General features: G+C 62.5%; 22 protein-coding genes and 1 tRNA gene. 17 read left to right on the top strand and 6 right to left on the bottom strand.

Annotation, left to right across the window (positions count from 1 at the left end; all coding sequences use genetic code 11):
* Nucleotides 1-36 precede the first annotated feature (36 nt).
* From WC704_RS00210 to WC704_RS00200, 3 genes are all read left to right on the top strand, one after another.
* Complete coding sequence (locus WC704_RS00210) at nt 37-1,410, top strand: glutamate--cysteine ligase (protein WP_372887991.1); 1,374 nt, start codon at nt 37-39, stop codon at nt 1,408-1,410.
* A gap of 25 nt (nt 1,411-1,435) precedes the next feature.
* Nucleotides 1,436-1,855 carry an SgcJ/EcaC family oxidoreductase gene (locus tag WC704_RS00205; RefSeq protein ID WP_372887990.1) on the top strand — a complete coding sequence of 140 codons (420 nt, stop codon included), beginning with the start codon at nt 1,436-1,438 and terminating at the stop codon, nt 1,853-1,855.
* Nucleotides 1,856-2,007: 152 nt separating this feature from the next.
* Complete coding sequence (locus WC704_RS00200) at nt 2,008-2,367, top strand: BTAD domain-containing putative transcriptional regulator (RefSeq protein WP_372887989.1); 360 nt, start codon at nt 2,008-2,010, stop codon at nt 2,365-2,367.
* Between the two features lie 51 nt (nt 2,368-2,418).
* On the opposite strand, the gene WC704_RS00195 is transcribed toward WC704_RS00200, so the two are convergent.
* From WC704_RS00195 to rutB, 5 genes are all read right to left on the bottom strand, one after another.
* Nucleotides 2,419-3,735, bottom strand: coding sequence for an isoprenylcysteine carboxylmethyltransferase family protein (locus WC704_RS00195; RefSeq protein ID WP_372887988.1), 1,317 nt, complete (start codon nt 3,733-3,735; stop codon nt 2,419-2,421).
* Between the two features lie 69 nt (nt 3,736-3,804).
* Nucleotides 3,805-4,875, bottom strand: a complete 1,071-nt coding sequence (gene rutA / locus WC704_RS00190; RefSeq protein WP_372887987.1) for a pyrimidine utilization protein A — start codon at nt 4,873-4,875, stop codon at nt 3,805-3,807.
* A 4-nt stretch (nt 4,876-4,879) separates the two neighbouring features.
* Complete coding sequence (rutD, locus tag WC704_RS00185) at nt 4,880-5,680, bottom strand: pyrimidine utilization protein D (protein WP_372887986.1); 801 nt, start codon at nt 5,678-5,680, stop codon at nt 4,880-4,882.
* Nucleotides 5,681-5,721: 41 nt separating this feature from the next.
* Nucleotides 5,722-6,105, bottom strand: coding sequence for a pyrimidine utilization protein C (gene rutC, locus WC704_RS00180; RefSeq protein WP_372887985.1), 384 nt, complete (start codon nt 6,103-6,105; stop codon nt 5,722-5,724).
* Nucleotides 6,106-6,109: 4 nt separating this feature from the next.
* Nucleotides 6,110-6,841, bottom strand: a complete 732-nt coding sequence (gene rutB / locus WC704_RS00175; protein ID WP_372887984.1) for a pyrimidine utilization protein B — start codon at nt 6,839-6,841, stop codon at nt 6,110-6,112.
* Between the two features lie 128 nt (nt 6,842-6,969).
* Between rutB and WC704_RS00170 the strand changes: the two genes are divergently transcribed.
* From WC704_RS00170 to WC704_RS00145, 6 genes are all read left to right on the top strand, one after another.
* Nucleotides 6,970-7,043: transfer RNA gene (locus WC704_RS00170), tRNA-Gly, on the top strand.
* 20 nt (nt 7,044-7,063) lie between these two features.
* Entirely contained in the window at nt 7,064-7,678 is a 615-nt protein-coding gene (locus WC704_RS00165; protein WP_372887983.1) for a methylthioribulose 1-phosphate dehydratase, read from the top strand.
* Nucleotides 7,675-8,217 carry an acireductone dioxygenase gene (locus WC704_RS00160; RefSeq protein WP_372887982.1) on the top strand — a complete coding sequence of 181 codons (543 nt, stop codon included), beginning with the start codon at nt 7,675-7,677 and terminating at the stop codon, nt 8,215-8,217. Before WC704_RS00165 ends, WC704_RS00160 begins: the two co-directional genes overlap by 4 nt.
* On the top strand, nt 8,214-8,843 hold the full coding sequence (gene mtnC, locus WC704_RS00155) for an acireductone synthase (protein ID WP_372887981.1): 630 nt from the start codon (nt 8,214-8,216) through the stop codon (nt 8,841-8,843). The genes WC704_RS00160 and mtnC overlap by 4 nt, the downstream gene beginning before the upstream one ends.
* Before the next feature lie 9 nt (nt 8,844-8,852).
* The gene (mtnA, locus tag WC704_RS00150; protein WP_372887980.1) at nt 8,853-9,884 is read left to right on the top strand and encodes an S-methyl-5-thioribose-1-phosphate isomerase; all 1,032 of its coding nucleotides are present in this window, start codon (nt 8,853-8,855) and stop codon (nt 9,882-9,884) included.
* Nucleotides 9,881-11,173, top strand: coding sequence for an ArnT family glycosyltransferase (locus WC704_RS00145; protein WP_372887979.1), 1,293 nt, complete (start codon nt 9,881-9,883; stop codon nt 11,171-11,173). The genes mtnA and WC704_RS00145 overlap by 4 nt, the downstream gene beginning before the upstream one ends.
* On the opposite strand, the gene WC704_RS00140 is transcribed toward WC704_RS00145, so the two are convergent.
* Nucleotides 11,130-12,272 carry an aminotransferase gene (locus WC704_RS00140; RefSeq protein WP_372887978.1) on the bottom strand — a complete coding sequence of 381 codons (1,143 nt, stop codon included), beginning with the start codon at nt 12,270-12,272 and terminating at the stop codon, nt 11,130-11,132. The genes WC704_RS00145 and WC704_RS00140 overlap by 44 nt on opposite strands.
* Nucleotides 12,273-12,541: 269 nt before the next feature.
* Here WC704_RS00140 and WC704_RS00135 point away from each other — a divergent pair, with 269 nt between their 5' ends.
* The 8 genes from WC704_RS00135 (at nt 12,542) to WC704_RS00100 (ending at nt 21,399) form a co-directional block, all read left to right on the top strand.
* On the top strand, nt 12,542-12,946 hold the full coding sequence (locus WC704_RS00135; RefSeq protein ID WP_372887977.1) for a hypothetical protein: 405 nt from the start codon (nt 12,542-12,544) through the stop codon (nt 12,944-12,946).
* A 58-nt stretch (nt 12,947-13,004) separates the two neighbouring features.
* Nucleotides 13,005-13,358: an ArsR/SmtB family transcription factor gene (locus WC704_RS00130; RefSeq protein WP_372887976.1), complete on the top strand. Its 354-nt coding sequence runs from the start codon at nt 13,005-13,007 to the stop codon at nt 13,356-13,358.
* On the top strand, nt 13,355-13,876 hold the full coding sequence (locus WC704_RS00125) for an arsenate reductase ArsC (RefSeq protein WP_372887975.1): 522 nt from the start codon (nt 13,355-13,357) through the stop codon (nt 13,874-13,876). The genes WC704_RS00130 and WC704_RS00125 overlap by 4 nt, the downstream gene beginning before the upstream one ends.
* Nucleotides 13,873-14,301, top strand: coding sequence for an arsenate reductase (glutaredoxin) (gene arsC, locus WC704_RS00120; RefSeq protein WP_372887974.1), 429 nt, complete (start codon nt 13,873-13,875; stop codon nt 14,299-14,301). The genes WC704_RS00125 and arsC overlap by 4 nt, the downstream gene beginning before the upstream one ends.
* Nucleotides 14,301-15,587, top strand: coding sequence for an arsenic transporter (locus WC704_RS00115; RefSeq protein ID WP_372887973.1), 1,287 nt, complete (start codon nt 14,301-14,303; stop codon nt 15,585-15,587). Before arsC ends, WC704_RS00115 begins: the two co-directional genes overlap by 1 nt.
* Nucleotides 15,587-16,327, top strand: coding sequence for an arsenical resistance protein ArsH (arsH, locus tag WC704_RS00110; protein WP_372887972.1), 741 nt, complete (start codon nt 15,587-15,589; stop codon nt 16,325-16,327). The genes WC704_RS00115 and arsH overlap by 1 nt, the downstream gene beginning before the upstream one ends.
* A 322-nt stretch (nt 16,328-16,649) precedes the next feature.
* Complete coding sequence (locus tag WC704_RS00105) at nt 16,650-19,088, top strand: TonB-dependent receptor domain-containing protein (protein ID WP_372887971.1); 2,439 nt, start codon at nt 16,650-16,652, stop codon at nt 19,086-19,088.
* A 481-nt stretch (nt 19,089-19,569) separates the two neighbouring features.
* A complete protein-coding gene (locus WC704_RS00100; RefSeq protein WP_372887970.1) occupies nt 19,570-21,399 on the top strand; it encodes a methyl-accepting chemotaxis protein in 1,830 nt (609 codons plus the stop codon).
* Nucleotides 21,400-21,409: the final 10 nt, after the last annotated feature.

The following is a 21,409-nucleotide window of genomic DNA, read 5'->3' as shown; positions in this document are numbered from 1 at the left end:
CTGGCGGGCGACCGCAGGCGGCGCTAAGGCGCGATCATGACGACGCGCCCAGAAACCAAGAAAACATCCCCCGTAATCGAGTCGCGCGACCAGCTCGTCGCGAGCTTTGCGCGGGGCGAGAAGGCCCCTGATCGCTGGCGGATCGGCACCGAACACGAGAAGTTCGTCTATGCCGATAGCGACCATCACGCGCCAAGCTACACCGAGAAGGGCGGCATTCGCGACCTGCTCGACGCGCTGACCGAATTCGGCTGGGAACCGGTGATGGAAGGCGACAACGTCATCGCGCTCAACGGTGCCGACGGATCGATCAGCCTCGAACCCGCCGGCCAGTTCGAGCTGTCGGGCGCGCCGCTCGAAAACCTGCACCAGACCTGCGCCGAAACCGGGCGGCATCTGGAACAAATCAAGGCGATCGGCGACAGGTTCGGCATCGGCTTCCTCGGGCTCGGCATGTGGCCCGACAAGACCCGCGCCGAGCTGCCGATCATGCCCAAGGGCCGCTATGCCATCATGCTGCGCCACATGCCGCGCGTCGGCAGCATGGGCCTCGACATGATGCTGCGCACCTGCACGATCCAGGTGAACCTCGATTACAGTTCCGAAGCCGACATGGTGCAGAAGTTCCGCGTGGGGCTGGCGCTGCAACCGCTCGCCACCGCCTTGTTCGCCAATTCGCCCTTCACCGAGGGCAAACCCAACGGGATGCTGTCGTACCGCAGCCACATCTGGTCGGACACCGATCCTGCGCGCACCGGTATGTTGCCCTTCGTGTTCGAGGATGGCTTCGGCTATGATCGCTACACCGAATATGCGCTCGATGTGCCGATGTACTTCGTTTATCGCGAGGGGCGCTATATCGACGCGGCAGGCCTGTCCTTCCGCGATTTCCTGAAGGGTGAATTGTCGGTCCTGCCGGGCGAAAAGCCCACGCTCGACGATTGGAACGACCATCTCTCCACGGCCTTCCCCGAAGTGCGGCTGAAGACCTTCCTCGAAATGCGCGGGGCCGATGGCGGCCCGTGGGGCCGGATTTGCGCGCTGCCTGCTTTGTGGGTCGGGTTGCTGTACGATCAGAGCGCGCTCGATGCGGCGTGGGATGTGGTCAAGCACTGGACGATCGAGGAACGCCAGACGCTGCGCGACTCGGTGCCCAAGCTCGGCCTCGACGCGCCGATCGCGGGCGGGCGGACCTTGCGCGCCATTGCCGGCGACGTGCTCGATATCGCCAGCGCAGGTCTGACGGCACGTAACCGCACCGATGCAAGCGGCAGCAACGAAACCGGCTTCCTCGATCCGCTGCGCGAGATCGTGCGCAGCGGCAAGGTGCCCGCCGAATTGCTGCTCGAAAAATATCACGGCATTTGGAATGGTGACGTGTCGAAGGCGTATGAGGAATTGCGGTTCTAGGAGCCGATAACGCTGGGGGGCGAACATGGTCGATCATCCGGAACGGATTACCGAGTGCTTTGAAGCGGCTTGGAATGCGCATGACATGGGCGCCTTTGGCGCGCTGTTCCATCCGGATGCCACCTTCGTGAATCGCTATGCGATGTACTGGCGCGGCATCGACCAGGTCGTTGCCGGACATCGCTTCATCCATGAAACGATCTACAGCGATTCGGTCCTGCGGGTTGATCCCGCCGACATCGATTGGGTCGGGGAGGATGCGGCGATCCTGCATTTCTGGACACGCCTCACCGCCGGTGCCGCGCATCCGGCTGGCCCCCATGCCGCCGACACACTGATCCTCGCGATCGCCACGCGCCGCGATGGCGATTGGCGCATCCAGGCGGCGGAAAATGTCACCCTCGCCGATCCGACGACGGGCAAGGACATTTTGCGCGCGGGCTAACGCAGCCGATATTTTTACGGTTTTTGAATATCTTGCCGAAATTCTCGGCAAGAAAAACCGTGCCCGTTGCTCATCCAAAAATAGCACTTCACAAAAGTGCCTCATAAGTGTCATCATTCTGTAACCGAATGACTCGATGAAGGATGAAACCCATGACCAAATTGATTGCTTTGAGCTTGCTTGTCCTGGCGCCACTGTCGGCGCCGGCAGTGGCGACCCCCTCGGCTGCAACGCCGTCTGCGCGTGCGGCTGCCCAGAACGCAGATGCGATCTCGGCATTGGAAACTCGGGTTCGGCTCAACCCGGATGATGGCGGACGCCATATCGAACTGGCCGCCGCCTATTTGCGCAGTGGACGCACGGCTGAGGCACTCACCGCCTTCCGTCGCGCCCGCGCGCTTGAGAATGAGATGCTGGAAACGCCGACGGGCGACGCGATCTGGTCGCACCAGATTGCCGACAGCGTGCTTGCCCGCGCCGCAGCGCGCCCGGTCCAACTGTCTTCGCGCTAATATCCGCCGGGACCATCGGGGTTCGGGTCGTCCCGAACCCCGCAGGGCGCGTTAAACTGCGGCGGTGCGCCCGCCGCCGAGCCAGGCGAAGAAGCGCGGCACCAGGCCGTTGCGCGCCATCCATTCCGAATAGTCGCGATACGCCGGGTCCATCCCAAGGTGGCGCTCTTCGGTCTTGGCGCGCCAGTAATAGACGCCGCTGACCACGCCCAACAGGATCGTAGCGCGCGCAGCATCGACCAGCGAGCCCGTCGTCAGGAACGGCACGGTCGAAATCCACCAGAACAGGTTCTTCGACAGATAGGCCGGGTGTCGCGAAAAGGCGTAAGGTCCGTGCGTCAAGATACCGCGATGCGTTAGATTCGAAAAACGAAAACCGAACGCAACCGTCGCCCAGGCATAGATCGCCGTCAAACCAACCAGCACCGTGCCGATGGCGACCAGCACCACCGGATGTCCGGCGAACCAGACCGACCAGCCATCGGAGCCATAAGTGCCGGGATGATAATCGAGCGGCCCGTTTTCGGCCATCAGCGTGAAGGGGGGGTAGCAGATCAGCGCCGCCATCCACGCCGCCGCAAACGGGTTTGCACTGCGGATGTGCGAATCGAGTGGACGGAAGGTGAGGATATAGCCGGCGGTCGCGAACGCGCAGTCGATCACGAACATGAAGCCGATCAGCCAATTGGCCAGCACCACCGGATTGTGCAGCACCTCCGCGACATTCCCGTGGATGAACCCGGCGAACCCCGGCGGCACCACCGCCAGCATGAACGCCAGGAAAAAGGCCTTCACGCCCCAACTGCGCAAATGGTTATACAGCGCCTCACGGTCGATCGGCTCGTCGAGCCCCATCAACCACGCGCCGAGCGCCCAAGCGCCATCCTTGGGCGCAACCAGGCGACGATCGATCCACAAGACATAGGGTACAGAACCGACGAACAGCAGCGGCGCGGCGACGCCAAAGCATTGCATCGCAAAGGGAAAACCGCCCCATTGGTTGCTCCAGTAAAAGCGCCCGGTGCCATAAATCAGCGCGATGCCCGCCCAGGTTGCCCATAGCCCCGCGAGCTTGGTCAGCGACACATCGAGCGTCTCGCGCCACGGCTTCGGCTTGCTCCAGTCGATCCCGGTCGAGGCACGCCGGTGGACCTTGTCGACCAGCACCGCCCACAGCACCATCGGCAGCGCGCAGGCAGCGATGTTGACGAGCGCGGCATAGGGCCCGTCCATGCCAAAATAGCGCGCAATCGCGACCCACACGAACAAGCCGCCGAGCCCCGCCAACCCGCAGCCAGTGCTGACCGCCGAGACCGGGCGAGGATCGGCCACCTTGGCGGCACGCGCGAGGGCGGTGTCATGAAACATCGCGCTAGGCGTAGCGCAGGAACGGTTAGCGATGCGTAAAGGACAATCCCGGCAACTGGCGGCGGTCCGCTATCGCCCCACCCCGGCACGGCATTGCATCAACGGTTGAATGCGCGTGCCGAACGCCTCCACCCCTTCAACGAAATCGTCGAAGGTCAGCAGCACGCCACCGGTATTGGGCACCGCTGCCATCTCGTCGAGCATCCGCGCGACATTGGCATAGGAGCCGACCAGCGTGCCCATGTTGATGTTGACCGCCCCTTCCGGTGCCGCAAGCTGGCGGACATTGGTGTCCTTATTGTGCGTGTCCTTCGCGCCCTGGTCGGCCAGCCAGGCGATCGCCTCGAGATCGGCACCGTCATTATAGGACTGCCACTTCGCCATCGCCGCTTCATCGGTTTCAGCCGCGATAATCATGACCAGCACGAAGATCGACACCGCACGCCCGGTCTTTGCGGTGGCCGCCGCGAGCCGCGCATTGTTCGACGCGAACGCCGTCGGCGTGTTCACCCCCTTGCCCAGGCAGAAGGCATAATCCGCCCATTTCGCCGAGAAAGCGAGCCCGTCATCGGAAGACCCCGCGCAGATAATCTTCATGTCGCCGCTCGGCACCGGGCGGACGCGACAATCGTCCATTTGATAATAATCGCCCTTGAAGTCACTCTCGCCGGTTTCCCACAGTTCGCGCAGGATATGGGCATATTCATCGAGCATCGTGTAGCGATTGCGGAAATGTTCGTCGCCGGGCCACAGCCCCATCTGGGTATATTCGGGCGGTTGCCAGCCGGTGATGAGGTTGAGCCCGAACCGCCCATGACTGATCGAATCGATCGTGTTGCACATCCGCGCGGCGAAGGCGGGCGGGATGATGAGCGTGGGGCAGGTCGCGAAGATCTTGATCTTCTCCGTCACCGCCGCCAGCCCCGCCATCAGCGTGAAGCTTTCCAGCCCATATTCCCAAAATTCAGTCTTGCCCCCGAAGCCGCGCAGCTTGATCATCGACAACAAGAAATCGAGCCCGTGTTTTTCCGCCGATTGCGCGATCGTCTTGTTGAGATCGAACGACGGCAGATATTGCGGGGCGTTTTCCGAAATCAGCCAGCCATTGTTGTTGATGGGGACGAAGACGCCGACTTGCATGGTGTTACCCTTCCGCGATTTCGCCCGCCAGCCAGGCGAGCACGAAGTTGTTGAACGCATCCGGATCGACCACGTTGACGGCATGGCCGCCATGTTCCGCCCGGCAGAAACCCGCGATCGGCAAGCCATTGGCAAGCGCGACCCCGGCATTGGACGGCACCAGCATATCGTCATCCGAACACACGACCAGCACTGGCCGGTGGATCTCACGCAGGCGATCGGCGATGTCGAAGGTGGCTAGCGCGGCGATGCGTTTTTCCATCGTGGCGACGCCCGGAAACTGCGCCAGTTGCGCGGGCAGCTCCGCCTCCAGCGCCGCGTGATGCGCCGAAATCCAGTTGGCCGGATACAGAAAGATCGGCTGCGCCCGCAGATACGCCTCCACACCGCTATCGCGCAGCAATGCAAGGCGCGCGTCGAAACAGCGCAGGAAATGCGGATCGGGGGACGCCCAGCCATTGACCACGACGAGCTTGTCGATCCGCTCCGGCGCCAACAGCGCCAGCGCGAGCGCCGCCACACCGCCTGCGGCATGGCCGACGATCGTCGCGCGCGCCAAGCCGAGCGTGTCGAGCAGCGTCAGCATGTCCGCCGCCAGATCCTCGACCGTCACCGTCTCGGGCAAAATGCGGTCGCTGCGACCGGTCCCCCGGTGATCGTAGGCGATGACGTAATAGCGCTCGGCAAGCGCCGCGATATTGGGCGCCCAATAGCTTGCCGAACCGCCGAGGCCCGACGACAGGAGGAGCGGCGGCGCAGCAGCGCTGCCGTAGGTTTCATAATATAGGCCGGATGCGTGAGGCATGGCGTTAGCCCCGCATCGGCAGCGATCGCGTGCCGACCATCTCAACCAAGATGCGCGACCGAGGCGATTTCCACCAGGCAATCCGGCTTCACCAGATCGGCGCGGATGCAGTAGCGCGCGGGCTTCGCGCCCGGAAAATATTCGGCATACACGCCGTTGAAGGCCGCATAATCGGCCAAGTCTTTCAGGAAGATGTGGTTCATCGCAACGTCTTCCAGCGTCGCACCCGCCGCTTCCAGCGTCACCTTGATAACCTCCAGCACATGCCGCGTCTGTGCGGCGGCATCGCCGACATGCAGCACCGCACCGCCCTCACCAAGCGCCAGCACGCCCGAGACATAGACGGTGTTCCCCGCCCTGGCTCCGGCCGAATACGGCGCGATCGGGGTCGGGAATTGCGGGGGATTGATCGCTTCGAAGGGCATGAACCTACTCCTTGGGCGACTGGCCGAACGACCCGCAAAAATCTGCCGTCGTGCTGACCCAGCCGAAGAATTTCTCGACATTGTAAACGCTCGCCGCCTGCATTTCGGGCGGGCCGAGATGATGCGTGGCATCCGCCAGCATCACCCCGAAATATTCGAGATGAAACGCATCGCGCAGCGTCGATTCGACGCAGACATTGGTCGCAATGCCGACGAATATGAGAGTCCGGATCCCGCGCGCGCGCAACGTGCTGTCGAGCTGGGAATTGAAAAACGCCGAATAGCGCGTCTTTTGCAGCGCGATGTCGCCGGGTTGCGGCGTCAGCGTATCGACCAGCGCATAATCCCACCCACCGCGCGCCAGCAAGGTGCCCGCCAGTTCGGCGCGTTGGCGCATCGTCTTCAGCGCGTTCGATTTGTGCCAGTTGGGCGAACCCGGCCCGCCCGCCTCGCGATACGCGGGGTCCCAGCCATTTTGCAAGAACACCACCTGCACGCCCGCAGCCCGTGCCGTATCGAGCACCGTGGCGATCTTGCCGATCGTCCCCGCCGCGCCCGAAATGTCGAACCCCGCCAAATCGACATAGCCGCCCTTGCTGGCATAGGCGTTCTGCATGTCCACCACTATGACGGCGGTATGCTCGGGCGCGAGCCGCAGCGCTTCGGGCCGTGCCGGGAGCGTCACCGCCGTGTCGCCATCCCCGCCGGGGCAGATCACGGTCTGGTCATCGGCCACGCAACACTCCCTCGCGAAAGCACGCGATCCTGTCGTGGATGTCGCACAAGTGCAAGGGCCGCATCTTGCGCACCGGCTTTACCCACGCTAACCGGAGCCATCGCCGCAGCAGCGCGCGCAGCCGGCGAGCGGGTATAGTACAATGGTAGTACAGCAGCCTTCCAAGCTGAATACACGGGTTCGATTCCCGTTACCCGCTCCAGCCCGCATTCCGGCGCGCGCATGACCACCCTTTCCTTTTCCCAGGCGCAGGACGAGATCGTCGCGGTCGGGCGCTGGCTTGATGGCAAGGGCTGGGCTCCCGCGACATCGGGCAATTATTCGGCGCGGCTTGAGGACGGCAGCATCGCCGTCACCGTATCGGGCCGCCACAAGGGGCGCCTGACGCGCGACGATATTATGCGCGTGGATGTCGAGGGCCACGCACTCGACGGTAAGCGGCCCTCGGCGGAAACCGCGCTGCATCTGGCGCTGTACCGGCTCTTCCCCACGTGCGGCGCGGTGCTGCACAGCCATTCGCCCGCCGCTGTTGGCCTCAGCCGCGCGACGCCGGGCGCGGGCTACACGTTCACCGGTCATGAAATGCTCAAGGCCCTGCCCGGCATCATGACCCATGAAACTTCTGCGGTGCTGCCGATCGTCGACAACAGCCAGGACATGGCCGTGCTCGACGCCGCCATCGCCCCCCGCCTGCTGGCGCAGGACGCAATCCCCGCCTACCTCATCCGCAGCCACGGTTTGTATGGCTGGGGCCAGGACATGGCCGAGGCCGAGCGCGTGATCGAGGCGGTGGAATGGATGATCGCCGCCGAACTGGCCGAAAGGAGCTTTCAATGAGCCGCCTGCAAGTCTTTGCCGAGGATGACGCCGCGACCCCGCTGCTCGACACCACCGACACCGCCGAAATCGAGGCCACACTGCGCGGAGCGGGCGTGCGCTTCGAACGCTGGCCGCTCAAGCCGGTGACGGCGGACAGCGATCCGCTCACCATCTATGCCGACGAAGTGGCGCGCCTGACCACCGCGGGCGGTTATCAGTCGATCGATGTCGCGCGGATCACGCCCGATCATCCCGATCGCGCTGCGCTGCGCGAAAAATTCCTGTCCGAACATACGCATGGCGAGGATGAAGTGCGCTTCTTCATTGACGGCGAAGGGCTGTTCACGCTCCACCATGACGGGCGCGTCTTCAACATGCTGTGCCGCGCGGGCGACCTCATCTCGGTGCCGGCCGGGATGCGCCATTGGTTCGACATGGGTACGGCACCGCGCTTCACCGCAATCCGCCTGTTCGTGAACCCCGATGGCTGGGTCGCCGCCTTTACCGGCAGCGACATTGCCGAGCGCTTTCCGCGTTTGGAACCCGCGACCGCGTGAAGGCGATCCTCACCGATATCGAGGGCACGACATCGAGCATTGCCTTCGTGGCGGAAGTGCTGTTCCCATACGCCCGCGCGCGCCTTGCCGACTATGTCGCGGCACACCCCCTGGAAACCGCACCAATCCTCGCCGAAGTCGCCGCAACCGAGCCGGGCGACCCGGTCGCCACGCTGCTGCGCTGGATCGACGAGGACCGCAAGGCGACCCCGCTCAAGACGCTGCAAGGCATGATCTGGACCGATGGTTATGCCTCGGGTGCTTTTACCGGCCATGTCTATCCCGACGCGGTCGCAGGCTTGCGCCGCTGGCACGCGGCGGGAATCGCACTCTACGTTTTTTCCTCCGGCTCGGTCCCTGCGCAGAAACTGCTGTTCGGGCATAGCGAGGCAGGCGATCTGACCCCGCTTTTCTCGGGCTTTTTCGACACCACCACCGGCCCGAAGCGTGAGGCCTCCTCCTATGCCAAAATCGCCGGAGCGATCGGGTTGCCGCCGGGTGAGGTGCTGTTCCTGTCGGACACGCCCGAGGAAATCGCGGCGGCACGCGGTGCGGGGATAAACGCGCGGCTGATCGACCGCTCGGGCGACGGCGGGGATATCATCACCTTCGACGATCTCTTTTAAGGACCCGCGATGATCCTCCAAGGCACGCATCAACGCTCGATCACGCGCACCGTCGATGGCGCGGGCGCGCGCATTCTTGACCAGCGCGAACTGCCTTGGACCGTGAAATGGGTCGAACTCCGCTCCGCGCGCGATGCCGAGCGGGCAATCCGGGAGATGTGGACGCGCGGCGCACCCCTTATCGGCGCGACCGCAGCCTATGGGCTGGCGATGGCACTGGCGGAGGACGGATCGGACGGCGCGCTTGATGCGGCCTACACGTTGTTGCTCGACTCGCGCCCGACTGCGGTCAATCTGAAATGGGCGCTCGATCAGGTTATGGAGACTGTACGCCCCCTCCCCGCCACTGACCGTGCCCAAGCCGCGTTCGCGCGCGCCGATGCCATTTGCGACGAGGATGTCGCGCTGAACCAGGCGATCGGCGAACACGGCCTTGCCCTGTTCCGCGCGCTTCATGCGAAACACCCGGATCGTCCGCTCAACATCCTGACGCATTGCAATGCGGGCTGGCTGGCGACAGTCGATTACGGCACCGCCACCGCGCCCATCTATCTGGCGCATGACGCCGGCATTCCGGTGCATGTCTGGGTCGACGAGACGCGCCCGCGCAACCAGGGCGCGTTGCTCACCGCCTTTGAACTTGCCGGGCATGGCGTGCCGCACACTGTGATCGCCGACAATGCCGGTGGCCATTTGATGATGACGGGCCAGGTCGACGCCGTCATCGTCGGCACCGACCGCGTGACCGCCAATGGCGACGTTTGCAACAAGATCGGCACCTATCTGAAAGCGCTCGCCGCCCGGGACAATGGCGTGCCCTTCTATGTCGCTTTGCCTTACACCACCTTCGACGCAAGCACCGCGACGGGGGCGGACATTCCGATCGAAGAGCGCTCGGGCGACGAAGTGACCTATGTTGCCGGCGAAGGCGGGCGCATTCGCGTGACTGCGTCGAACGCCGCCAACCCTGCCTTCGACGTGACGCCCGCGCGGCTGGTGACCGGCTATCTGACCGAGCGCGGGCTGCTGGAGCACATATGACTTCGTGGCTCAACTTGACCACGGTCTCGCCGCTGCGGCGTTATGCGACGGCGCTTGTCGCTATTCTCGGACTGGCCTTCGTTTTGCGCGTCGCCGCAAGGGCGATGGGGGGTGCCAAAGGGTTTTGGGAAAATAGTTACTTCCTGTTCTTCGAGCTCGCCCAACAATTGGCGAAAGGACAGGGATATTCCTTTCCAGGCCCGGTCCCGACAGCCTTCCGCGTACCCTTATACCCAATCTTCATCGCGCTGGTGACGCAAGGGCGGCAGGATTTCTGGGCGCTGCTGATCGCGCAATCGCTGATTTCTACTGCAACGGTCGCCTGCGTGGCAGGGCTTACGCTGTTGTGGTTTGGACGGCGCACCGCCCTGGTCGCGTCCGCAATCGCCGCTGTCTATCCATATTATCTGTGGCACGACACCGCCCTGCAGGAAACCGGGCTGTTCACCTTTTTGAGCGCCTTCGCCATGCTGCTGTTGGTCATCGCGCAGCGACGGCGCTCGCCTGGCACCGCCGTGGGCGCGGGCTTCGTGCTTGGCCTGGCGATCCTGACGCGCGCGACCTTGATGCCTTTTGCGCTGTTCGCGGTCGGCTGGTTGCTGCTGCCGGACGCTCTGGGCCACGCCCTTCGACGCCGTACGCTAACGGCGGCGTTGTGCTGCGCCGCACTGGTCGCGACCCTGTCGCCCTGGCTCCTTCGTACGCACGCTTTGACCGGTCGTTATACGCTCGGCACGGAATTCGGCGCCGCCGTCTTTATCGGCAATAACGACGCCACCTTCAGCGCCTATCCAACACGCAGCATGGACCGTAGCCGCGATATTGCCATGACCACGCTAAGCCCTGCCGACAAAGCCGAGATTAGAGCGCTCCGCTTAAACGACACAGCGACCAGCGATTGGTTTTTAAAGCGTGGGCTTGGCTATATCGCGGCGCATCCCGGCACCTTCGTGCTCAGTGCGCTCCGCAAGAACATGGCGGCATTCGGCCCGATGCCCAGCCCGGCGCGGGATTGGAAGGGCAATTTGGTCGAGGCGTTGAGTTACGGCCCGATCTTGCTGCTCGGTTTGATCGGCGCATGGTGGACGCGGAGGCGATGGCGGAGCTTCCTGCCGGTTTACGCCCATTTCGTGTCCTTTGCGGCGATCACCGGCATACTCTGGGGGCATTCAAGCCACCGTACCTATTTGACGGTCTATCTCATCATTTTCGCCGCACATGTATTGGTGACGTGCTGGTCCAGATTTACGGGCGACGGATCATCCGCTCCAACGCGGCGTCCAGGGTAGCATCCTGCTTGGCGAAGCACAGCCGCACGACGCTCTTCACCGGTTCCTCCGCGTAGAACGCCGAAACGGGAATCGTCGCCACCCCCACCTCTTCCAGCAGCCACTGCGCAAAGGTGGTATCGTCCATGCCGATGCCCGAGGCAGCGAGATCGATGTTGAGGAAATAGGTCGCGGCACTCGGCAGCACGGAGTAGCCAAGCCCGCTCAACCCCGCCGCCAGCCGATCGCGCGAACGCTGGTAGCCGGCACGCATATCCTCGAAATATGTAACATCCTTGCCCAGCCCGAACGCAGCGGCGGCCTGCAAATTGGGGGGCGTGGTAAAGGTTAGAAACTGATGCGCCTTGGCCAGCACCGAGGAAATGGCAGGCGCGGCGCACATCCAGCCGACCTTCCACCCCGTTAGCGAGAAAATCTTGCCCGCCGAGCCGATCTTGATGGTGCGATCCCGCATTCCCGGTTGCGCCATTAACGAGCGGTGCTGCCGCCCGTCGAACACGACATGCTCCCACACCTCATCGCAGATCGCGATGGCATCGTGGGTGATGCAAAAATCGGCGAGCAGCGCCAGTTCATCCGCCCCCATCATCGTCCCCGTGGGGTTGAGCGGCGAATTAAGCAGCACCAACCGCGTGCGCTCGCTTCCAACCGCGCCCAGCGCGGTGGCCGTGATGCGCCATTCGGGCGGTTCGAGCCGTACCAGCTTCGCCACGCCCCCGGCGCGTTGCACCAGCGGCAGATAGGCATCGTAAAGCGGCTGGAACATCACCACTTCGTCGCCGGGCGAAACCAGTGCGAAAATCGCCGCCGCCAGCGCCTCGGTCGCGCCCGAGGTGACGATCACCTCGCTCGCATCGAGATCGAGGCCCTGATGCACGCGGTAATGATCCGCCACCGCTTGACGCAGCGCGGGCGTGCCCGCCATCGGCGGATATTGATTCGAGTCCTCAAGCAGCGCGCGCGCCGCTTCGGCCAGCACATCTTCGGGGCCACGCCCGTCGGGAAAGCCCTGCCCAAGGTTGATCGCACCGGTCGCGCGCGCGCGCGCCGACATCGCTTCGAAAATGGTGGTGCCGAGCGCGGCGTAAACCGGGTTCATCGCTTGCTCCGCTCCGCGAAAGGGATGGTGGTCGGGCGTCCATCGTACAGCGACACTAAAACTTTATGAAATCGTAATTTTCAGCATCTCTGCGGGTTTTGGTCGGCATGGGATTTCACATCCCCTTCTACGCCCCCGGATCACAATCCGATAATTCCAATTTCGGTGAAATTACGAATTAAGTTGACTCGCGGTCATATCTTATTCCATAATTCCACATATCTCGAATTATTGGGTCGATTTTCGAGCGAAAACCGTAGGAGGGTGGAATGTTCAAGGCCGTATTTTTGGGATTGTTTGCACTGGCCGGCACGGGCGCATCCGCCGCGCAAGCAGCCGATGCACCGGCGCGCGCCACCGCGCCGGACGCATTTTTGATGACGGCCAAGGGCGATGGCGGCTGGTCAATCTGGTGCGATTACGAACAGCGTGGTGCCGGTGACGTGAAGCGCGAAGTTGCACCAGACAAGAATCACTCGGGCGCGCTGACCATTGCCCAACTCAATCACGGTGCGTGTCATTACACCGGCGGCAGCGGGCCATTGACGATTACGATCTCGGGCGACGCGTGGGCCTGTCCCTTCAAGGTTGCGACCGACGCCGCTTGCGAAAAGATCATCGCGCGTCTCGACTCCGGTGAGTTCAAGCTCACTCGGCGAAGCGCTCCCCGTTGAAAGAAAAAGGATCATGGCGTGTCATTGAGACACGCCATGTTTCCGGTATAGACGAATCATGGAACTGAAAAACGCTGTCACCGGGCTTTCCGCCCTGGCCCATCCAGGACGCCTTGCCGTCTTTCGTCTGCTGGTGAAGGCAGGGCGCGAAGGCGTCGCGGCGGGCGAAATCGCGCGACAGCTCGACGTTCCACCCAACACCTTGTCGTCGAACCTCAATATCCTTGCCCATGCCGATTTGATCGAGAGCCGCCGCGACGGACGCTCGGTGATCTATTCGGCGCGATATGAAAGCATGGCGGACCTGCTCGAATATCTCATGGAGGATTGCTGCGGCGGCAACCCGGAAATCTGCGCGCGGCTGGCCGATATGGTCCTGCGCAGCCACTGCGACCAAGAGGGGCACGCATGAGCGAGCGTATCTACAATGTCCTGATCCTCTGCACGGGCAATTCCGCGCGATCGATCCTGGCCGAGGTGTTGCTCAACACTTTGGGCCGCGGGCGCTTCCGCGGCTTTTCGGCGGGTAGTTTCCCAAAGGGGGCCGTGCATCCGATGGCGCTGGAGGTGTTGCGCGCATCGGGCATGTCGACGGAAGGCCTGCGCTCGAAAAGCTGGGACGAGTTTTCCGGGCCGGACGCGCCGGCAATCGACATCATCATCACCGTTTGTGACAACGCCGCCGGTGAGGTTTGCCCCATCTGGCCGGGCCACCCGGTTACCGCGCATTGGGGCATCGAAGACCCCGCCGCCGTGGAAGGTGAGGGTCAGCGGCACGCGTTCGAGACTGCGATGCGCTATCTCAGCAATCGCATCAACCTGCTGCTCGCCCTCCCGATCGAGAGCATCGACGCGCTCACGCTGAAGACGAAGTTGCGCGAAATCGGCCAGACCGAGGGCGCAACCGAGACGGCAGGAGCCATCGCATGAACCCGGACATCATCATCTATCACAATCCGGAATGCGGCACCTCGCGCAACGTACTGGCGATGATCCGCAACGCGGGGACCGAACCGCACGTGATCGAATATCTCAAGACGCCACCGTCGCGCGCGCTGCTCGTCCAGTTGATCGACCGTGCCGCGATACGCCCGCGCGATCTGCTGCGCGAAAAGGGCACACCGTTCGCCGAGCTTGGCCTTGGGGACGAGAGCCTGAGCGACGACGCGCTGCTCGACGCAATGATGGCGCACCCGATCCTCATCAACCGTCCGCTGGTGGTGTCGCCACTTGGCGTCAAGCTGTGCCGTCCCTCGGAAGCGGTGCTCGATCTGTTGCCCACACCGCAACAAGGCGCGTTCGCCAAGGAAGATGGCGAGCAGGTCGTGGACGCAACCGGCGCGCGGATCGCCTGATGCTCGTCGCCGCTTTGATCTTTCTCGCGACGATCACGCTCGTCATCTGGCAACCCAAGGGCCTCGGCATCGGCTGGAGCGCGATGGCCGGGGCGGGTGTGGCGTTGCTGGCGGGCGCCATCACGCTCGCCGACGTGCCGGTGGTGTGGAACATCGTCTGGAACGCAACCGGCGCGTTCGTCGCGATCATCCTCATCAGCCTGATCCTCGACGAGGCCGGTTTCTTCGAATGGGCCGCGCTCCATGTCGCGCGCTGGGGCGGCGGCAGCGGCAAGCGGCTGTTCGCACTGGTTGTCTTGCTGGGCGCGGCGGTGTCTTCCGTGTTCGCCAATGACGGGGCGGCGTTGATCCTCACCCCAATCGTAATCGCGATGCTCCGCGCACTTGGTTACGGCATCAAGGCGACGCTTGCCTTCGTAATGGCGGCGGGGTTCATCGCCGATACCGCCAGCTTGCCCCTGGTCGTTTCCAACCTGGTCAACATCGTTTCGGCCGACTTCTTCAAGCTTGGCTTTGCCGAGTATGCGCTGGTGATGGTGCCGGTCGATCTCGCCGCGATCGTGGCGACGCTGGGTGCGCTGCTGCTGTTCTTCGGGCACGATATTCCCGCCGATTACGATCTCGGCCAGTTGCGCGCGCCCGGCGACGCCATTCGCGACCGCGCGACTTTCCGCGCCGGTTGGGTGGTGCTCGCGCTGCTGCTGGCAGGATTCTTCCTGCTGGAGCCGTTGGGCGTGCCGGTCAGCGCAACCGCCGCCGCCGGTGCGTTGGTGCTGATCGCGATCGCCGCGCGCGGCCATGTTATCCAGACTGGCAAGGTCATTCGTGGCGCGCCCTGGCAAGTGGTGATCTTTTCGCTCGGTATGTATCTGGTGGTCTATGGGCTCAAGAATGCCGGTTTGACCGGCTATATCGCCTCCGCGCTGGATCATGCGGCCCAGGGCGGCGTGTGGGGCGCGGCGTTCGGTACGGGATTCATGGCGGCGATCCTCTCGTCGATCCTCAACAACATGCCGACGGTGCTCGTCGGGGCGCTCTCGGTCGATGCAACGCACGCGACCGGCGCGGTGCGCGAGGCGATGATCTACGCCAATGTCATCGGGTGCGATCTCGGCCCGAAAATTACGCCGATCGGCAGCCTCGCGACGCTGCTGTGGCTCCACGTGCTCGGCCAGAAGGACATTCGCATCGGCTGGGGCTATTATTGCCGGGTCGGTGCGATGCTGACGATTCCCATCCTCACCATAACGCTCGCCGCGCTTGCGCTGCGGATCGGTGCTGGCTGATGGCACTGCGAATCCTTTCCGATCCCGACCATCTTCCCGCGCTCAACCCCGCTTTCGCGCATCGACGCCCGGCCACCGGGCTCGGCCCGGATGAACCCGCCCCGCGCATCCTGCTGCTCTACGGATCGCTGCGGGAACGCTCTTACTCGCGGTTGTGCGTGGAAGAGGCGGCGCGGCTGTTACGCTTCTTCGGTGCGGAAACCCGAATCTTCGACCCTTCGGCCCTGCCGCTTCCCGACCAGATTGCTGGTGACGACCATCCGGCGGTCCACGAACTGCGGGAACTTTCGATATGGTCGGAAGGGCACGTCTGGTGCAGCCCCGAACGCCACGGCCAAATCACCAGCATCATGAAGGCGCAGATCGACCATCTGCCGCTTGCCCTGCGCGGCATCCGGCCGACCCAGGGGCGCACGCTTGCCGTGATGCAGGTTTCGGCGGGGTCGCAATCGTTCAACAGCGTCAACACGCTGCGCATTCTCGGTCGCTGGATGCGGATGTTCACCATCCCCAATCAGTCCAGCGTGGCAAAGGCGTTCCAGGAGTTTGATGAAGCCGGGCGGATGAAAGCATCCGATTATTACGACCGGATCGTCGATGTGATGGAGGAATTGGTCCGGTTCACCGTCCTGCTGCGCCCCCACGCAACCCAGCTCGTCGATCGCTATTCGGAACGCAAGGCAAGCGGCGTCGCGATCCATCCGGCGACCGACTTGTCGAGTATTGCGAGCAAGCCCTAACGCGCTGCGCTTGCCGCCACTAACGGCAGCATCAGGCGGCTGAAGACCCGCGTACCGCCCCCGCGTGGCGGATCAAGGTTCGACGAGCGCTGCATCCGTGCGCGATATTGTCCGGGCGTTAGAAGCCATTCAATCCCACAACCATCCCCCCTGGAACATTGCGCAAGCTTCGCCTTGGTGGCCGACCGGACGCACTTTTTTGCGTCATCCAACACGATCACGTCCTCAGCCTTCTACAATACGACCAAACTGAGGGCAGATGATGATGAAAGTATATCAGCTATTTTTGGGCGTTGCTACATGTACGCTTGCGTCAACCGCGATGGCTCGTGAAGTCCCCGCTGTTAAAGATGCAGTAACGAACGACGCAGCCAGTGAACCGGCCAAGGTCGCGCCTGCTGAAGCGGTCTTCTCGACCGGCGTCGCCAAGGGACGCGACCGCCTCGACAGTGCGACGTCGACCAGCGCGCTCAAAAATGATGATATCCAGAAGATCGGCGCGCGCTCGCTTGCCGAAATCCTGCGCAGCATCCCCGGCATCCGGACCGAAGCGTCGACCGGTGAGGCCAATGGCAGCTATACGATCCGTGGCCTCCCCCTTGCCTCGGGCGGCTCCAAATTCATGCAGATCCAGGAAGACGGCTTGCCCGTCCTCGAATTTGGCGACTTTTTCAACGTCGCGTCGGACCTTTTCATCCGTGCGGACTTCAATCTGTCCGCCGTTGAGGCGATCCGTGGTGGATCGGCATCGACCTTTGCCTCAAATTCGCCGGGCGGCGTAATCAACCTGATCTCCAAGACCGGCGATGTCTCGGGTGGCGCGATCCAGCTAACCAGCGGGCTCGACTATGACACGAAGCGGCTCGACTTCGACTATGGCGGCCGGATCAACGATACGCTGCGCTTCCACGTGGGCGGCTTCTATCGCACGGGCGAAGGCCCCCGCGCGGTCGGCTTCAACGCCTTTCAGGGCGGCCAGATCAAGTTCAACATCACCAAGGAATTCAACGCGGGATATGTTCGCCTCACGGGCAAATATCTCGACGACCGGGCACCCGCTTATTTGCCCGGACCAATCCGGATCACCGGCACCGATGCCGACCCGCATTATTCGAGCTTTGCAAATTTCGACGCCCGCCGGGATTCGGTCCTGTCGCGCTATATCACGAGCTTCCCGACGCTCGACGGCAATAACCAGCCGATCAAGGTGCCGGTCAGCCAGGGTCTGAGCGCGCTGGTAAAGGCAATCGGCATCGAATCGCAGTTCGATGTCGCCGGCTGGACCGTTACCCAACGCGCCCGCTATTCGAAGATTTCGGGCACCACCATTCGTGATCTCGTGGCCAACATCTATCCCGCCAACGGCCTGCCCGCATCGCTTGGCGCGGGGACCGGAACGCTGACCTACGCCAACGGCCCCAGAGCGGGCCAGGTCATCACGCCCGCCGCCAACATCAACGGCAACGGCCTGATCGTCGCCACGTCGCTGTCAAAGATCGACGTGCGTTCGCTGGACAATTTCACCAATGACGTTCGCGCGACGCGTGTTTTCAAAATCGGCCGGGGGAACCTGACGCTGACCGGTGGCGTGTACAAATCGCTGCAGGATCTTGTATCGGACTGGCTCTATTCGAACATTACCCAGGATGCGCGCGGCGGAGGCAATTCGTCGCTGATCAACTACACCAACGCCGCCGGTGTTCCGCAAAGCCAGGATGGTTTCCTCGGGTTCACGCGATCCGGCAGCACCGGCTTTTTCCGGCGGACCTACGATGTCCAATATGACGTGACCGCCCCTTATGGCTCGATCAATTATCATATCGGCAAAATCGCGATCGGCGGCAGCATCCGCTATGACTTTGGCAAGGTGCGTGGCCAGTTGTTCGGCTATGATCTGGGCGGCGGGCGCATCGGGACGATTGGCTACGACTTCAATGGCGACGGCGTGATTTCGGTTGCCGAATCAAAGACGAACGTCATCCCGCTGACGCGCCCCGCCCCGGTCAGCTACGATTACGGGTATTTAAGCTATTCGACCGGCATCAATTTCCGCGTTGCCGAGCCGCTTGCCGTGTTTGCGCGTTACAGCCGCGGCGCGCGGGCGAACGCCGACAAGATCCTGTTCTCGTCCAAGGTCAGCGTTACCGATGGCAGCCTGCCCGATTCGGCCGATGGTTCGGACATCGTGACGCAGGCGGAGGCTGGCCTGAAGTTCCGCAAGCCGGGGCTGACCTTCAACATCACCGGCTTCATTGCCAATACCGAAGACACCAACGTTCAGGCCGGTGCCATCACGACAGATCGCAAATATCGTGCGCATGGTGCCGAAATTGAAGCCGGTTTCCAGCGTGGACCGTTCAGCATCAACGGCGGGTTGACCTACACCTCCGCCAAGATCATCAGCGACCGGTTGAACGCTGCCGTCGCCGGTATGGTGCCACGCCGCCAGCCCAAATTCATCTACGAAGTCACGCCGCAATATGAGAGCCGGAAGTTCACGGTCGGTGCCTATATCGTGGGCAACACGAACAGCTCTGCGCAGGACGTCAACGCCCTGAAGATTCCGGGCTATACGCTGGTCAACCCCTTCATTCAGTATCGCCCGGTCGATCGGCTGCAGTTGATGCTCAACGTCAACAACGTCTTCGACAAACTGGCCATCATCGAAATCAGCCAGACGAACGTTCCGGCAAGCGGTGTCGGCTGGGGCCGGGCAGCGAACGGCCGCACGATTTCAGCATCGGCGCGCTATACTTTCTAAGCGGGAGGAAACACAGGATCGGTGGAGCGGAGGGTATCTCCGCTCCACCGAATCAGTCCCCGCTGCCAACGGGCACCGATCAACCGATTCTCATTTTCAAAGCGTGGACGCCGGACTCGACGAAGATTTGTTTGCACACGATCATGATCGATACGATTTCCCGAAACCGCGCACCAAGGGAGATTTCGTTACAGACACCCCATCTCACGATGGCCCATATAACGCACAAAACCCCAACCAATACGGATCGCATCCAAATCGGGGTTGCCAATTAACCATTTGATTTTACTATAACAAATGGAACGTATTCCGCTCTCGCTTCAGGCGGGATCGCACCGCCGCCACTGTGCGACGGCGCGTTGGCGGAACCCTTACCAAACCGAATTTTCGACCGCGCCGACGCGCCCGATTGGAAAAACGTTTGTTAACTAAGTGAAATTACCCAGCTCCTGCGATCTGTATTGCAATGGGGCTGGTAAAAATGAGTATCAAGCGGAACGGACAAATTGGCGGCGCCTTGATTCTGGGGGCAATCGCCATCGCGGGCGTGGTCGCATCGATCGAAATTAATCAAATCCGCTTTGGCGGCCCAATCCAGGTAAAAAGCCAGCTAGTCAGCGATCTGTCAGCCGAAATTCTGACGCCCCCCGAATATGTTATCGAGCCCTATCTCGAGGCAACGCTGCTCGTAAACGACCCATCGTCTTTGGGGACTCGCAAGGCCCGCATCGCGGAACTGCACAAGCAGTATGACGACCGACACACCTACTGGTCCAACGCCGACCTGGATCCCACACTCAAGCAAGAGCTGATCGATCAAGCGGGGGCATCCGCTAACAAATTCTGGAACGAAATCGACAATGAGCTAATCCCTGCGATAGAGCGGAAAGATGATGCGGCAATGCGCGCCAGCTATGCGCGCTTGTCGAACGATCACGACGATCAACGCAGCAAGATCAATAAGCTTATCGCGTCGACGCTCGCTTACCAGACCAAGCTTGGCGAAGCGAGCAACGCTGGAGTGGCGTGGGCGATGGCATGGTTGATCGGCATCGGGCTTATCGTCACTGGCTTGTTGGTCGCCGGGCTTTGGTACGTCATGAAGCAGGCGCTTTTGCCGCTTTCCGTCACTGCGGATGCGATGCAACGCATGGCCGCTGGCGACTTCGATGTCGCCGTGCCGGGAGCCGAGCGCCCGGACGAAATTGGCGCGATGGCTGCCGCCGTTGAAGTCTTTCGCGGTGCATCGCGGGCACAGGCCGAAAATGAGGCCAAGCAACGCGTAGTCGTCGATGAGTTGGCGCGCGCGATGGATGCGCTTGCCGCAGGGGAAATGACCTATCGGATCGAAACCCCGCTAGCACCCGAATATGAAAGCCTGCGAACGGGCTTCAACCGTTCCATCGCCGGTCTTGGCGAGATTTTGTCGAGCGTATCGGCCACCGCGACCAGCGTGCACAGCGGCGCTTCGGAAATCCGCGCGGCATCCGATGACCTGGCGTTGCGCACCGAACAGCAAGCGGCAAGCCTGGAAGAAGCTGCGGCTGCGATGAATCAAGTGACGACGATGGTGCGCGAAACCGCAAAGGGTGCCGCCGAAGTCAGCCGTTCGATCGATGAAGCGCACCGCGAAGCAAGCCAAGGTGGTGCGGTCGTCAAGCGTGCGGTTGGGGCAATGGGCGCGATCGAGAAATCGGCGAGCGAAATTACGCAGATCATCAACGTCATCGACGGTATCGCCTTCCAGACCAATTTGCTCGCGTTGAACGCGGGCGTCGAAGCGGCGCGCGCAGGCGATGCCGGTAAGGGCTTCGCGGTCGTGGCAAATGAAGTCCGCGCGCTCGCCCAGCGATCCGCAGACGCGGCGAAGGATATCAAGGGGTTGATTACGACATCTGCCGAGCAGGTCGGCGCGGGCGTGTCGCTTGTCGGTGAGACCGGCACGCTGCTCGACCGGATCCAGATGCACGTGAGCACCGTCAGCACGATGATTACGACCATTGCCGAGTCTGCGGAAACGCAGGCCACCAACCTGCAACAGGTCAACGGCGCGGTTGGCGAAATGGACAAGATGACCCAGCAAAATGCCGCAATGGTCGAGGAATCGACTGCGGCGGCGCGCAGCCTGGCCAGCGAAGCCGAAACGCTTGCCGATGTCGTCTCGCGCTTCAAGCTCGCCAGCGAACCGCCCGCACCTCGTGCGGTAGCGCCAACCCGGCTGAAACCAAAGCGCAAGGCGCGCGCGCCGATGGTTTCGGGCAATCTCGCCCTGAAATCCGACGATGGCGATGACAATTGGTCTGAATTCTAAGCGGGATTTG

This window comes from Sphingomonas sp., assembly GCF_041661885.1.
GTDB lineage: Bacteria > Pseudomonadota > Alphaproteobacteria > Sphingomonadales > Sphingomonadaceae > Sphingomonas.
This window is presented reverse-complemented; position numbering and strand designations above follow the sequence as displayed.